The 15,725-nt window shown below is 61.0% G+C and carries 7 protein-coding genes and 1 tRNA gene; 5 read left to right on the forward strand and 3 right to left on the reverse strand.

What is annotated here, in order from left to right; all coding sequences use genetic code 11:
• The first annotated feature begins 73 nt into the window (after positions 1 to 73).
• From OHL11_RS11850 to OHL11_RS11865, 4 genes are read left to right on the forward strand one after another with little or no spacing between them, the layout of a single operon-like run.
• The gene (locus OHL11_RS11850; protein WP_263371714.1) at positions 74 to 1,279 is read left to right on the forward strand and encodes an efflux RND transporter periplasmic adaptor subunit; all 1,206 of its coding nucleotides are present in this window, start codon (positions 74 to 76) and stop codon (positions 1,277 to 1,279) included.
• Positions 1,276 to 4,698: an efflux RND transporter permease subunit gene (locus OHL11_RS11855; RefSeq protein ID WP_263371715.1), complete on the forward strand. Its 3,423-nt coding sequence runs from the start codon at positions 1,276 to 1,278 to the stop codon at positions 4,696 to 4,698. Before OHL11_RS11850 ends, OHL11_RS11855 begins: the two co-directional genes overlap by 4 nt.
• The gene (locus OHL11_RS11860; protein ID WP_263371716.1) at positions 4,695 to 7,814 is read left to right on the forward strand and encodes an efflux RND transporter permease subunit; all 3,120 of its coding nucleotides are present in this window, start codon (positions 4,695 to 4,697) and stop codon (positions 7,812 to 7,814) included. Before OHL11_RS11855 ends, OHL11_RS11860 begins: the two co-directional genes overlap by 4 nt.
• Complete coding sequence (locus OHL11_RS11865; protein ID WP_263371717.1) at positions 7,814 to 9,319, forward strand: efflux transporter outer membrane subunit; 1,506 nt, start codon at positions 7,814 to 7,816, stop codon at positions 9,317 to 9,319. Before OHL11_RS11860 ends, OHL11_RS11865 begins: the two co-directional genes overlap by 1 nt.
• 26 nt (positions 9,320 to 9,345) lie before the next feature.
• Here the strand turns inward: OHL11_RS11865 and OHL11_RS11870 are convergent.
• From OHL11_RS11870 to OHL11_RS11880, 3 genes are all read right to left on the reverse strand, one after another.
• Positions 9,346 to 9,435, reverse strand: a tRNA-Ser gene (locus tag OHL11_RS11870).
• 183 nt (positions 9,436 to 9,618) lie between these two features.
• The gene (locus OHL11_RS11875; RefSeq protein WP_263371718.1) at positions 9,619 to 10,407 is read right to left on the reverse strand and encodes a LytR/AlgR family response regulator transcription factor; all 789 of its coding nucleotides are present in this window, start codon (positions 10,405 to 10,407) and stop codon (positions 9,619 to 9,621) included.
• A complete protein-coding gene (locus OHL11_RS11880; RefSeq protein WP_263371719.1) occupies positions 10,397 to 11,503 on the reverse strand; it encodes a sensor histidine kinase in 1,107 nt (368 codons plus the stop codon). Before OHL11_RS11880 ends, OHL11_RS11875 begins: the two co-directional genes overlap by 11 nt.
• 309 nt (positions 11,504 to 11,812) lie before the next feature.
• Here OHL11_RS11880 and OHL11_RS11885 point away from each other — a divergent pair, with 309 nt between their 5' ends.
• Positions 11,813 to 15,724 (forward strand): protease pro-enzyme activation domain-containing protein, encoded by a 3,912-nt coding sequence (locus OHL11_RS11885; RefSeq protein WP_263371720.1) that lies wholly within the window; start codon positions 11,813 to 11,815, stop codon positions 15,722 to 15,724.
• Position 15,725 lies beyond the last annotated feature (1 nt).

A 15,725-nucleotide genomic window follows, 5' to 3' on the forward strand; every position in this document is an offset into this window, starting at 1 on the left:
ACCGTGACGTTCGTGCTTCCGACTACCGCGTCTCCTTAGAGAGCGAGCTCTCTCGCGAGAGGACGGCACCCTGATGGCAGAACCGGCAGCCCTGAACACAACCCAGCCTACGCATTCACCCCAACGCAAACATCGTTGGCTTGCCTGGCTCCTCGGCGTGGTCGTCGTGCTGCTGTTGCTCGTGCCGCTCTTCCTGCACTCCAAGGACGCAACACCAGCTGGCCCGCCTGCCGGCGCTGGCACCTCCGTCACCGTCGAGGCCGTGAAGCAAGGATCGATGGATGTCTTCCTCGATGCCCTCGGCACGGTCACGCCGCTGCAGACCGTGAACGTATACAGCCAGGCCAGCGGTCGAGTCATGGCGGTCAACTACCGCGAGGGGCAGATGGTGCAGAAAGGACAATCTCTCGTAGAGATCGACCCGCGCCCTGTAGAAGCGCAACTGCAACAGGCTCTCGGCACCCTGGCGAAAGACCGCTCCGCACTCGAGCAGGACAAGGTGAATCTCAAGCGCTATCAGGACGCGCTTGCCGGCAACGCCATCGCGCAGCAGACGGTCTTCGACGCAGAAGCCACCGTGCGACAGGCCGAAGGCACCGTGCAAAACGACGAAGGCTCCGTTGCCTACTATCGCGTGCAGCTTTCTTACTGCCACATCGTCGCGCCCATCTCCGGACGCATCGGCCTGCGCCTCGTAGACCCCGGCAACACCATCTTCTCCGGCAGCAGTTCCACCATCGCGACGATCACGCAACTGAACCCGATCACAACGGTCTTCTCCATCGCCGAAGACCACATGCCAGCCGTACAGAAACAGATCCAGCAGCAGAAGGACGGACTGCGCGTAGATCTCTACGATCGCGCGCTGGAAAACAAACTTTCCACGGGTAAGCTGCTCACCTTTGACAACCAGGTAGACACCTCCACCGGCACCGTTCGCCTGCGTGCACAGTTCGACAACCAGTCCAATACGCTCTTCCCCAATCAGTTCGTCAATGCGCGACTCGAAGTGAATCGTCTTGAGAACGCGAAGATCGTCAGCACCGCAGCCGTGCAGTACAACGGTCAGCAGGCGTTCGTCTACACCATCGACCCGGCCAACAAGGTGCATCTGCAGAACGTCACCGTCATCAACACCGAAGGCAATCAGTCCGCCATCGATGGCATCAATGTCGGCGAGCGCGTCGTCACCAGCAACTTCGACCGCATTCAGGACGGCGGTAGCGTCTCCATCCAAGGCGCAAAGCCCGCCACGAAGACGACAGGACAAGCACGATGAACCTGTCCGAACTCTTCATCAAGCGGCCTGTTGCGACCATCCTGCTGATGGTCGCCATCCTTCTCGTGGGCGTTGTTTCCTACATGCAGCTGCCGATCTCCGCATTGCCTGAGGTGAACTACCCGACGATCCAGGTGCAGACGTTCTACCCCGGTGCAAGCCCGGACGTGATGTCCTCCACCGTAACGGGGCCGCTTGAGAAGCAGTTCGGACAGATTCAAGGACTGAGCCAGATGACCTCCACCTCCTCGGGCGGGTCCTCGGTCATCGTGCTTCAGTTTTCGCTCACCGAAGATATCGACGTCGCCGAGCAAGAGGTGCAAGCGGCCATCAACGCCGCTACCAGCTATCTTCCAGACGATCTTCCCGTACCGCCGATCTATAGCAAAACAAACCCCGCCGACGCACCGGTCCTTACGCTGGCGCTTACGTCAAAGAGCCTCACGCTTTCGCAAGTCGAAGACCTCGCCGACACACGCCTCGCACCAAAGATCTCTCAGCTTTCAGGCGTAGGACTTGTCACAATCCAAGGTGGACAGAAGCCTGCCGTTCGCATTCAAGCGAATCCTGTCGCGCTGTCTTCGTACGGCCTCACACTCGAAGACCTGCGAACTGCGCTCTCCAACAACAGCGTGAATGGCTCGAAGGGAACCTTCAACGGACCTCAGCAAGCGTACACGATCGACGCAAACGATCAGCTCACCTCGGCCGATCAATACAAGGACGTAGTCGTTGCCTACAAGAACGGCAACGCGGTCTTCGTCAAAGACATCGCCCACGTGACGAACTCGGTGGAGAACAACCAACTCGCCGCTTGGTCCGGTGAAACGCCTGCAATCATTCTCAACATTCAGCGCCAATCCAACGCGAACACGATCAAGGTCGTCGACTCGATTCAGGCGCTCCTCCCCGAGCTCAAGTCCACACTGCCGGCTTCCGTCGAAGTCCGCACTCTGACGGATCGTACCGTTACGGTACGCGCATCCGTTGAAGATGTGGAATACGAGCTTTTGCTCACCATTGGCCTCGTCGTTGCGGTCATCTTCATGTTCCTCCGCTCCTGGCGCGCGACCATCATCCCGGCCGTGGCCGTGCCGCTCTCGCTCATCGGCACCTTCGCGGCGATGTACGCGCTCGGCTATAGCCTGAACAATCTCACCCTGATGGCGCTGACTATCTCCACCGGCTTCGTGGTGGACGATGCCATCGTGATGATCGAAAACATCAGCCGCTATCTCGAAGAGGGCATGTCTCCGATGGAAGCTGCGCTCAAAGGATCCTCTGAAATCGGCTTCACGATCCTTTCGCTGACCGTCTCTCTCATCGCCGTGCTGATTCCCTTGCTCTTCATGAGCGACATCACGGGGCGTCTCTTCCGGGAGTTCGCCGTGACCCTCGCGGTCACGATCGTCATCTCCGCCGTCGTATCGCTCACCCTCACTCCGATGATGGCGTCTCGCCTGCTGAAGCACACGCCGCCGGAAGAAGAAGGTCGCTTCTATAAGTGGTCCGAGAATATCTTCGAGCGCATCATCCACTTCTACGGACGCACGCTCACCTGGGTACTTGGACGACAGATCGCGACACTCATCGTAGCGTTGCTCACGATCATCACCGCAGGTCTGCTCTACTACTACATCCCGAAGGGCTTCTTCCCCACGCAGGACACGGGCGTCATCCAGGCGATCACCCAGGCACCAGAGGCGACGAGCTTCGATGCGATGGAGCAGCGACAGAAAGCCGTCGCGCGCATCGTCCTCGCCGACCCGGCAGTGGAGTCGATCTCCTCCTTCGTTGGCGTCGATGGAACCAACGCCACGCTCAACAGCGGTCGCCTGCAGATCACGCTGAAGCCGCTCTCAACCCGCAAAGTCAGCGCTTCCGACATCATCCAACGTCTGCGCAGCAAGGTGTCCACTGTCGAGGGCATCAAGACCTACATGCAGCCCGTGCAGGACCTCACCGTAGAAGATCGCGTGAGCCGTACGCAGTATCAATACACCATCGAAGACCCCGACCAGGCGGAGCTCAACGCATGGACACAGAAGATCGTCGAGCAGTTCCGTAAGCTTCCGCAGCTGCAGGATGTTGTTACCGACGAAGCACCGAATGGCAACTCGCTGAACGTCACCATCGATCGCGTCACCGCCTCGCGCCTGGGAGTGACGCCGTCCACTCTCGACGCAACGCTCTACGACGCCTTCGGCCAACGCCAGGTCACAACTCTCTACACGCAGACGAACCAGTATCACGTGATCCTCGAAGCCCTGCCGCAGTTCCAGTCATCACCGCGCGGCCTCGACAGCATTTACCTCCAGGGCACGAACGGTACGAGCTCGTCGAGTTCCACGGGCAGCTCTTCCTCTTCTTCCTCGAGTTCGTCTTCCTCCACGAGCAGCACATCGCAACTCAGCGCGGCATCAAGCTCTGGCGTCAGCGCTGTCGCCTCAAGCAACTCCGCGCTCGCCACAACATCTGCATCCTCGCAGTTGAGCTCTTCCGCAAGCAGCAACACACTCACCAGCAACAGCAGCGTGCTGCAAACCGCGTCGAACAACGCCACGACCACCATTGCTGGCTCATCGACAACCGGCACTTCCGCAGCTTCCAGCTCGGGCACTTCGTCGTCGGACACAACCGCTCTACCGATTCCGATGAGCGCCTTCAGCACGGTAGAGAAGAAACTCAGCCCGCTCACCATCGATCATCAAGGGCAGTTCCCTGTCGTCACGGTCAGCTTCAACCTCGCTCCGGGCGTTCACCTGAGCCAGGCGGTCGACGCGATCCACAAAGTTGAGAAGGACATGAAGCCACCGGTGAATCTGCAGCTTCAGTTTCAGGGCACTGCGGCTTCCTATGAGAACTCGCTCGCCAACGAAGGACTACTGGTTCTCGCGGCACTGCTCACCGTGTATATCGTCCTCGGCGTTCTCTACGAAAGCTTCATTCACCCCTTCACGATTCTCTCGACGTTGCCCTCGGCCGGCGTAGGCGCACTGCTCGCGCTGTTTGTCTGCAAACAGGACCTCGGCATCGTGGGCATCATCGGCATCGTGTTGCTCATCGGCATCGTGAAGAAGAACGGCATCATGATCGTCGACTTCGCGATGCAAGCTGAGCGCGAAGAAGGCAAGAGTCCTGAAGAGGCCATCTACTCCGCATCGCTGCTGCGCTTCCGCCCCATCTTGATGACCACGCTGGCCGCGCTCTTCGGAGGTATCCCTCTTGCGCTAGGCCAGGGTATCGGCGCGGAGCTTCGTCGCCCGCTGGGCATCGCGATGGTGGGCGGTTTGCTCGTCAGCCAACTGCTCACGCTGTACACGACCCCTGTCATCTATCTCTGGTTCGACCGCATTAGCCAACGCCTGCGCCGCTCCAGGAACGCGCAGTTCGTTCCGTCCGTGGAGCCCGGCGCATGAACCTCTCCGCTCCTGCCATCCGAAGGCCCATCGCCACCATCCTGCTGACAGCAGCGATCGCACTCGCCGGCTCCATCGCGTTCAACGTATTGCCCGTGTCGCCGCTGCCGCAGATCGACTCGCCCACCATATCGGTAAACGCCTCACTACCGGGCGCATCCCCAGAAGTGATGGCCGCAGCGGTGGCCACGCCGCTGGAGCGCCAGTTCGGCCACATCGCTGGCGTCACGGAGATGGTGAGCCAGAGCTCCACCGGCTCCGCGACGATCTCCCTGCAGTTCGATCTCAACCGCAACATCGACGCTGCCGCGCGCGACGTGCAGGCCGCCATCAGCGCTGCTCGCACGTACCTCCCCACCAACCTGCCGTCGAACCCCACATACCGCAAGGTGAACTCTGCGGACCGACCCATCGCGATCATCGCCGTCACCTCTGACTCTGCTTCTACAGGCGAAATGTATGACTCTGCGTCAACCATCCTCGAGCAGAAGCTTTCACAGATTCAAGGCGTCGGTCAGGTCACTGTAGGGGGATCCTCGTTGCCTGCGGTCCGCGTCGAGATCAATCCCCTGCAGTTGCAGCACTACGGCGTCAGCCTCACGACGGTGGCGACGTTTCTGCAGAACCAGAACGCGCACTCACCGACGGGAAGCATCGCGGACGGCAAGACTACAGCCTTCATCAAGGTGAACGATCAACTCTCGAAAGCTGCGGACTACAAAGACCTCGTCGTCACCGTGAAGAACGGATCGCCGATTCGCCTGCGCGATGTGGCCGAAGTCGAGGACGGCACGGAAAGCATTCGCTCCGCGGGCTACGTCAACGGCAAGACTGCAGTGATGATCATCGTGTTCAAGCAGCCCGGCGCGAACATCATTCAGACGGTGGACAAGATCAAAAGCGAACTGCCTGCTATGCAACTTGCGATCCCGGCCTCGCAACACATCGGAATCATGGTCGACGCAACGACGACGATTCGCGCGTCGCTGCATGATGTCGAGCGAACGCTGCTGCTCTCAATCTTGCTGGTAATTCTGGTCGTCTTCGTTTTTCTGCGCGATTGGCGTGCCACGCTGATCCCCGGCATCGCCGTTCCCGTCTCGCTGATCGGAACATTTGCGGCGATGTACCTGCTCGGCTATTCGCTGGACAATCTCTCGTTGATGGCGCTTACCATCTCCACCGGCTTCGTCATTGACGACGCAATCGTGGTGATGGAAAACATCAAGCGGCATCTCGAAGATGGAATGCCCACCAAGGAAGCAGCCTTCAAAGGCGCCAAGGAGATCGGCTTCACGGTACTCTCGATCACCGCGTCGCTGCTGGCTGTCTTCATTCCCATCCTGATGATGGGCGGGATCATCGGACGTCTCTTCCGCGAGTTTGCCGTCACGCTTTCGCTCGCCATCACCATCTCCATGCTGTTGTCGCTGACAACGACACCCATGCTCTGCTCATTGCTGCTGAAGCAGCACGGCGAGACCAGGCATGGAAAGCTATATCTGATCGTCGAGCGTGCGTTTGAGCTTCTTGTACGCGGCTACGAACGCTCACTGCGCTGGGTACTGCGAGACCATGCAGTGATGGTGCTGATCCTCTTCTTCGTGACTGCGGCGATGAATATCACGTACCTCACACGCGTCTCGAAGGGCTTCTTCCCCACGCAGGACACGGGAGAGATCATGGGCGGAATGCGTGGGCCGCAGGACGCGTCCTTCGGCATGATGAGCGACGCACTGAAGCGCGCGATCGCCATCGTGCGCGCTGACCCCGCCGTGCAGAATGCTGTCGGCTTCACCGGCGGACAGGGCACGAGCAACAGCGGATTTATGTTCGTCGCGTTGAAGCCACTGGCACAACGCGGTGTCAGCGCAGCTGAGGTCGTCAATCGCCTGCGACCCAGGCTCGCAAAGATCAAGCAGGCGCAGACCTTCCTCATGGCCGCGCAAGATCTGCAGATCGGCGGACGCCAGACCAACGCGCAGTATCAGTACACCCTGCAAGCGGACAGTACGGCGGACCTGCGCAGCTATGTGCCGAAGCTTTATCTCAAGATGAAAGAGCTGCCGGCATTGCGCGATGTGGATACGGACCTGCAAGCAGGCGGCCTCGAGGCGTACCTCACTTACGACCGCGCGACCGCTGCGCGCTTAGGCATCACCGCGAGCGATATCGATAACGTCCTCAATGACTCGTATTCGCAAGCCGAGCCGTCAACGATCTATAAAGCGCTGAACCAATACCACGTCGTGCTCGAAGCGCAGCCGCGGTTCTACACCGGCCCCGACGCGTTGAAAGACACGTACGTTCAAAGCAGCGCAGGCACTGTCCCCATAGCCGCAATCACGACATATAAGCCGCTGACGGGCCCACTCTCCGTCAACCACACCGGGCTCTATCCGTCCTCGACGCTGTCCTTCAACCTCGCCCCAGGTGCGTCCCTCAGCGATGCCACAGCACAGATTCACAACCTTGAATCATCGCTCGGTATCCCAAAGAGCGTACACGGAACCTTCACCGGAACCGCGCAGCAATATCAAGCATCGTTGAGCTCTGAGCCGTTGTTGATCGCCACCGCTATCTTCGCGATCTACATCGTTCTCGGCGTTTTGTACGAGAGCTTCATCCACCCGATCACGATTCTGACTACGCTGCCATCGGCATCTCTCGGCGCAGTGATCACGCTTGTGCTCTTTCACGCAGAGCTCGACATCATCTCGCTCATCGGCATCATCCTGCTGATCGGCATCGTGAAGAAGAACGCCATCATGATGATCGACTTCGCTCTACAGCTGGAGCGCGAGCAGCAGATGAAGACCGAGGACGCCATCTTCCAGGCATGTGTGCTGCGCTTCCGCCCCATCCTGATGACGACCGCTGCAGCGTTCTTCGGCGCAGTCCCTCTCGCTTTCGGCACCGGCATCGGATCGGAGCTGCGGCGCCCGTTGGGTCTCACGATTCTGGGCGGCCTGCTTGTCAGCCAGGTGCTCACGCTCTACACCACACCGGTCATTTACATGTTCATGGACCGCCTGCGCAAGCGCTTCTCGCGGCACGGCGCGCAGCTCCAGCCGCAAAGACCTCACACTTTGCCGACACCTCAGGAGGCACTCTAATGTCCCGTTCCTCTGCTTCGCCTCTTCTTGCTCGCGGCACTTCTGCCTGCGCTTCTTTGTTCTTCGCTCTCTCGCTCAGCGGTTGCCGCGTAGGCCCGAAGTATGTGCGTCCCGCTATGCCTGCACCGCCCGCAGTGAGCTACAAAGAAAACACTCCCGGCACTACGGAGGCGCAGAAAAGCGGTTGGAAGCAGGCCAATCCGTCAGACGCGATGATTCGCGGCAATTGGTGGGAGGTCTTCGGCGATCCGCAGTTGAACGCGCTCGAAGAGAAGCTCAACATCAACAACCAGAACCTCAAGGAATATTTTGAAAACTACATGGCCGCGCGTGCGTTAGTGCGCAATGCGCGAGCCTCACTCTTCCCGACGGTCTCTGTTGCGCCAGCCGTCAATGCGCAGGGCACCGGCTCTTCCAGCACAGCGCGACTGTCTACGAGCTCTTCCAGTCAAAGCTATGAGCTTCCTGCTACCGTCTCCTGGGAGCCGGACCTTTTCGGATCCGTGCGCAATCAGGTGCTTGCCGATAAGAACGCCGCGCAGGTCTCCGCTGCAGACCTTGCCAACGAAACACTCAGCGAGCAGTCATCGCTGGCACAGTACTACTTCGAGCTGCGCGGTGAGGATTCGCTCGTCGCGCTCTATGACAAGACGACGGAAGCCTACAAGCAATCCGTCGAGTTGACGAAGAAGCTCTACTCGGCCGGCATCGACTCTGATGAAGACGTGGCCGAAGCCGAGATGACCTTGCGTGCCGCCGAGGCGAACGCTGTCGCGATTCGCACCACGCGCGCACAATACGAGCATGCGATCGCACTGCTGCTCGGCGAGTCCGCCTCGAGCTTCAGCCTTGCGCCTTCGCCGCTCGAACTGAAGGTTCCCTATATCCCGACCGGAGTTCCCTCACAACTGCTGGAGCGCCGCCCGGACATCGCCTCCGCCGAGCGCACGGTCGCTGAATACAACGCGCTCATCGGCGTTTACAAAGCGGCGTACTATCCGACCTTCTCGCTCACCGGTAGTGGTGGCACACAGACGTCGAGCATCTCGCAGATCGTTTCCGCGAGCGCACTCTTCTGGTCGCTCGGAGCAAGCGCGTCCGAGACCGTGCTCGACTTCGGCGCTCGCAAAGCGAATGTGCAACGCTACGAGGCGCTTTATCGCGCGAACGTTGCCACATACCGTCAGACGGTGCTCAACGCGTTCAAGGAGGTCGAAGACTACCTCGTCTCCAGCCGACAGCTGGCCGAACAAGCACAGCGCGAAAAGCTCGCCGTCGCCGCTGCAACCCGCTATCAGAACCTTGCCATGACGCGTTACAAGACCGGCGTCGACTCCTACCTGAACGTGATCACCGCGCAGACCAGCGTGCTCACGGACCAGCAAACGCTTGTGCAGCTCCAGACGCAGCAGATGACCAGCGCCGTGCAGTTGATCGCAGCACTCGGCGGAGGCTGGAACGCAAGCCAGCTTCCCTCTGAAGCAGAGGTCGGCAGGAAGCGATAACGGCAGATCAATTTGGGTAGGCGTAATGGCGGAGGGGGTGGGATTCGAACCCACGTTGGCCTTTCAGCCAAAACGGTTTTCAAGACCGTCTGTTTCAACCACTCACACACCCCTCCGCGGGTTGGTCGGGCTTTGCTCTTAGAATACCAGCACGCCTCCCGGGCGCCATCGAGCGAGCGCACACAAATACGGCAAAATGTCTCGAGCGAAGCGCAGAACTGAGAGTGCACCCGGAAGAAAGCCAAGCGACGCCTGCCTGGACGTACCTGTGAAGTGGGTGGGGTGTGGCGTCGAAGCCCTTACTGCTTGGAAAGGGTCACGGACCGGCTCCGCAGCAGTTTGCGGAGGTGCTCGCTGTAGGTTCGGCTGACCCGCAGTGAAGTTCCGCTTCGCAGCGTGATCGAGCAGTCGCGGTTCGGCAGCGTGCTCACGCTGGCGATGCGGTTCAAACGCACAATCGCCGAGCGATGCACCCGCAGAAAATGATCTTTGTTCAACTTCGATTCCAGCGTGTTGAGCGATTCACGCAGAAGGTGCGTTCGCGTGCCGACGTGCAACTCCGCGTAGTCGCCCTGCGCCTCAATCCAGTCAATCTCATCAATACTGACAAGCCGCGTCTGCTTGCCGACGCGAATCGCAATCTTATCCAGCGGCTCCACGCCCGCCTCGTCCTTGCTCTGCCATAGCGACTTCAGCCGCTTGTTGAACTCCGCCGTGGACCGCGTTCCAAGTACACGACGCGCATGTGTCAATGCTGCGTTGAAGCGTGTCTCATCCACGGGCTTCAGCAGGTAGCCGATCGCATGCACCTCAAACGCACGCATCACATATTGGTCGAACGCGGTGAGGAAGATCACAAACGGCTGGCGCTCACCTTCAAGCGTACGCATCACTTCGATGCCGTTCATCAACGGCATCTGGATGTCGAGAAACACGAGCTCCGGCGCATGCTCCCGAATGAACGCCAGCGCCTCCTGCCCGTTCCCGCACTCCCCAATCACCTCAAGATCGTCATGCGCCTTCAGGCGCAACGCCACGCCCTGTCGCGCCAGCGGTTCATCGTCGACGATGAGGACACTATGCTTCATAAACCACTACAGACAGCTTATCGTCACTCTGCGCATGCAGCGGCAAGCTGAACGAGACCTCATAGTTGCCGCGCACATTTGTTGCCGTATGCATCGCGCTCTCATCGCCGTAGAGCTGCAGCAAACGCTCGCGCACATTCTGTAAACCCACGCCGCCCGTGCGCGTCACGCCATCAAGCAACACACTCGCGGACTCCTCCGGCGGCTCGTTTTCAATCAGCACCGACAACCGCTCGCCCTCGCGCTGCGTCTTCACCAGAATGAATCCGCCGTTCGGCCGACGCGCGATGCCATGACGCACAGCGTTTTCTACTAACGGCTGCAGGATCAATCGCGGCACCAGCACCTCTGCCAACGTCGTGTCGACATCCCAGCGCACGCAAAGCCTATCGCCAAAGCGCACCGCTTCAATCGCGAGATATTCCTCCGTCACGGCAAGCTCATCGGAGAGCGGAATCTGATCAATCTCCGGCGCGTCGAGCGTGCTGCGCAGCAGGCTTGCCAGCTTGCCAATCATCTCCGTCGCTGCATGGGGCTGGTCATTCAGCACCAGCGTAGAAATCGCATTCATCGTGTTGAAGAGGAAGTGCGGCTGCAACTGATAACGCAACGCGCGCAACTGCGCTTCCTTCGCCAGCAGCTCAGTCGCCACAAGCTGGCGATGCTTCTCCTCCAGCGCAAGGTAGTGCTTGATGCCGAAGTAAAACGCCGTCCAGGCCATCAGCGCAAACCATCCACTCGGCGTCGCCGTCAGTACGTCGAGAAAGTGCGTGGGCGGACGCTTGCTGCTCACAAAGGTCGCGGTGATGAATGAGCTCGCCGCGCACAACGTGCCCAGCGGCATGGCCACGATCATGCACACCATGCCCGACGTCACCAGTCGCACCTTGTTCTTCCAGAGCCAGTGGCAGAGCCAGTACATCGGAAAGCTGCAGATCAGGCTACTCAACAGAAACGATCCGCGATACGCCACGTAATCGGTGCGTCTCCACCACGGCAGCGAGAACAAGACGTTGATGCCGATGTACGTTCCCCAGCCCATCAATTGCAGGGGCCAGAAGCGCAGGAAGCGAAGATGGGGATTACGTTTCGTCAAGGTTCTTTATTGTAGGCACACATCCCACCCACTCGGCGCATCGGTTCGGCGCACTGGACGAACGGCTCGGCGCATTCCGCACCGACGAATCTTTACAGCGCTGTTTCGAGATGTACGCTCTGTTTCAAGCAACACAACTCAGCACAAAAACCTGGTCGCACCCGCAGCTTCCGATGGAATCGCTCGCGCTCGGGTGAATTCTCCGCAGGAGGACCTGCGACCAGATCGAACAGCTCTTGCAAGCCACTCTTGCTGCATATTGCTGTGCCTTGTCTCACCCAAAAAGCTTCTAGAAACAGGAGTCCTGTGATGGTCCGAAACAGACTGTACCGTAGCCTGAAAGCGGGAATCGCATTGGCGCTTGGCAGCCTTTGCCCTGCCGCGCTCGTCGCGCAATCCGCAGCCCCCGTCCGCCTTGTCACCGCAGCGGTGAACAACAGCGACCGCATCGCGCTTGCTGGCAGCCTGCGCAAAGATCTTGCGCACGCCACCGACCTTGGCACGGCGAGCACCTCGCTCACCGCGCGCAATGCGATGATCGTGCTCGAGCGCAGCGCCGCCCAGGAAGCCGACCTCGAGCAGTACCTCGGCGACGTGCAGAACGCCTCCTCGCCCAGCTTCCACAAGTGGCTCACGCCCGCCGAGTACGGCGCACGCTTCGGCGCCTCCAGCGATGACATCGCCGCCATCACCGGCTGGCTGCAGTCGCAGGGTCTCACCGTCGTGAAGACCTCGCCCGCCGCCAACGTCATCGTCTTCTCCGGCTCCGTCGGCCAGCTGCAGAACGCCTTCGCGACCACCATCCACCAGGTCTCCTTGAACGGCGAAAAGCACTTGACCGCGCTGACTGAGCCGAAGCTTCCACGCGCGCTCGCACCCGCCGTCAAGGGCGTCCTCGGTCTCGACGACTTCCGCCCGCACCCTTATGTGCAGAAGGCTCCGACTGCGACCTACAACGCGACGACCAAGCGCATCGAGCCTGACTTCACGCTTTTCAGCTCCGCGGGCACACCCTACCTCTACCTCGACCCGGCGGACGCGGCCACGGTCTACAACACGCCGAACGCGAACCTGAACCCGAACTACACGGGTACCACCTACGACGGCACCGGCATCACCGTCGGCGTTGTCGGCGACTCGAACTTCGCCACAGGTCCCGTCTCCAACTATCGTCAGGCCTTCCTTGGCGAAACCACCTCGACGCTGAACATGCCGACCGTCGTCATCGACGGCGTCGACCCCGGCATCAACGGCGACGAGATTGAGACCTTCCTCGATCTCGAAGTGCTCGGCGGCATCGCGCCCAAGGCGAAGATCAACTACTACGCTAGCGCCGACAGCGACATCTCCAATGGCCTGTTCAACGCCATCCAGCGTGCGGTGAACGACAACGCCGTCAGCATCCTCAGCGTCAGCTTCGGTGCCTGCGAAGCCGGCCTCGGCACCGCGACCAACGGCTTCATCGCCGAGACCTACAAGCAGGCCGCCGCACAGGGCATCACCGTGCTCGTCTCCTCCGGCGACGCCGGTGCAGCCACCTGCGACAGCTCCGCCGCTACCACCGCGACGCACGGCCTCGCTGTGAACGGCCTCTCCTCCACGCCCTACAACATCTCTGTCGGCGGCACCGACTTCTACGGCTTGCTCTCCGGCTTCACCACCTACGTCGACACCACCACCAGCGGCTCGGCTCCCTACTACCGCACCGCGAAGAGCTACATTCCCGAGCGCCCGTGGAATGACTCCACCAGCAGCAACGGCGCGCTCGCCAACAACGTTGCGTACTCCGCCTCTCCGAACATCATCGGCGGCGGCGGCGGCAAGAGCATCATCTACTCCAAGCCTGCGTTCCAGAGCGCGCTGACACCGGCCGATGGCGCACGCGATCTTCCTGACGTCAGCTTCCTTGCGGGCAACGGCTTCGACGGCGCAGTCTGGGTGATTTGCGAAACCAGCAGCATCTACGGCGATAACTGCGCCACTTCGAACGGCCAGATCGCCTCCAGCGCACGCTTCTCCGGCGCCGGCGGCACCTCGGCCTCCACGCCTGCCTTTGCGGGCATGCTCGCGCTCGTCGAGCAGAGCATTGGCGCACGCCTCGGCGCGGCCAACAACGTCATCTACAAGCTGGCCTCCACCAAATACAGCACCGTCTTCCACGACATCACCGCTGGCAACAACTCGGTCGTCTGCACCGCGAACACGACCAACTGCGGCAGCAACGGGTTCCTTACCGGCTACGACGCCACCACCGGTTATGACCTCGCCACCGGCCTTGGCAGCGTGAACGCTGCGGCCCTGCTGCAGAACTGGAGCTCCGGCACCGGTACGGCATCCACGACGGCCTTCACCATCAACGGCTCCACCGCAGCGGTCAGCGTTACACACGGCACCAGCCTCACCTTCGGCGTCAACGTGAATCCGACCACCGCCACCGGCGACGTCGGCATCGTCAACACCGCAACGGCAAGCTCCTCCAGCAGCTCCACGCTGAACGGCACGCCCTACACCCTGACGCTCGCCAACGGCGCAGCTACCGGCAGCTACAACGGTCTGCCCGGCGGACAGTACACCGTCTACGCCAACTATGGCGGCGACTCCAGCACTGCCTCCAGCAAGAGCTCGGCGATCAGCGTCAACATCGCTGCCGAAAACTCCTCGACGCTGCTCTGGGCCAACGCCTACACGCCGCTGCAGGCCACCATCAGCAATCTCAACGCGATCCCCTACGGCTCGTATGTCTTCCTCGAAACATCGGTCTACGGCACCGCCGAGGGCTACACCAACTCGCTCGGCTACGCGACTGGCACGGTCACCTATCTCGACGGCGGCAAGTCGATCGGCACCGCAGCGATGACCAGCGGTAACTTCGCCTCGTTCCCCAGTAGCACCAGCACCGCCTACTCCTTCACGCCCGGCACGCACACCGTCACCGCAACGTATCCCGGCGATGCAAGCTATAAGGCGAACACCTCCAACACACTCAACTTCACCGTCGTGAAGGGCAACACCACCGCCGTTCTCTACGCCAACTCAGCCACCGTCACCTCGACCACGACGGACAACATCGAGATCGACGTGGAAACCTCGAGCCTCGCCACCGCGCCCACCGGCACCATCACGCTGACGGCCAACGGCACAACGCTCGGAACCTCCAGCACCTTCAGCACCGGCAACCTCCGCGCCGACAACACCGTCGTCTCCTACGTCATCATCCCGGTCGCGGGTTCTTCACTGGTCAGCGGCTCCAACACGCTCACGGCCACCTACTCCGGCGATAGCAACTACAACGGCAGCACCGGCACCGTCACCATCACCGATTCCTTCGCTTCCTTCACCATGGCCAGCGGAGCCATCGCGATCAACGCAGGCGCCACCATCGGCAACACCGCCACCGTCTCCGTCACGCCGACCGGAAACTTCGCCGGCCTGGTCAACCTGAAGTGCGCCGTCACCACGGCACCGGCCAACGCCGTCAGCCCGGTCACCTGCAGCATTCCCACCAACGTCAACGTCACCGGCACGGGCATCGCGACGACCACCGTCACCGCGGTCTCCACCAGCACCACCACCGGCGGCGCGTACGCCATCACCATCACCGGCACGGATGCAGCTTCGGGCAAGATCGTGCAGACGGCCGTCAGCAACGTGACCGTCACCGCTGCTCCGGGCATCACGCTCGCGAACAGCGCAGCCATCACCCTCACCGCAGGCGCTACCACCGGCAACACCTCCACGCTGACCATGTCGCCGACCAACGGCTTCACCGGCATCGTGAACCTCTCCTGCGCGGTCACCAGCACGCCCAGCGGAGCCAGCGCAAGCTACCCGATCACCTGCGGCGTCGCACCCACCTCGGTCACCATCAGCGGCATCACCGCGCAGACCGCCACCCTCTCCATCAACTCCACCGCTCGTAAGACCGCCTCCCTCTCCGCGCCGCGTGACCTGCTGCGTGAGTTCGGTGGCACGGCCCTTGCCTTCGGCCTCTTCTTCCTCATCCCCTCGCGTCGTCGCCGTCAGCTCCGCGCTCTTGCGGTGCTCGTCGCGATCGTATCGCTCGGCAGCCTCATCGGTTGCGGCGGAAGCGCCAACGGCACCAGCACAGGCACCACCGGAACCACCACGGGAACCGTTGCCGGCACGTACGTCGTGACCGTCACCGCAAGCCCCGCAGGCGGCACCGCGCAGACCACCGCTGTCACGGTCACGGTGAACTAAA

This window comes from Granulicella cerasi (assembly GCF_025685575.1).
Lineage (GTDB): Bacteria > Acidobacteriota > Terriglobia > Terriglobales > Acidobacteriaceae > Granulicella > Granulicella cerasi.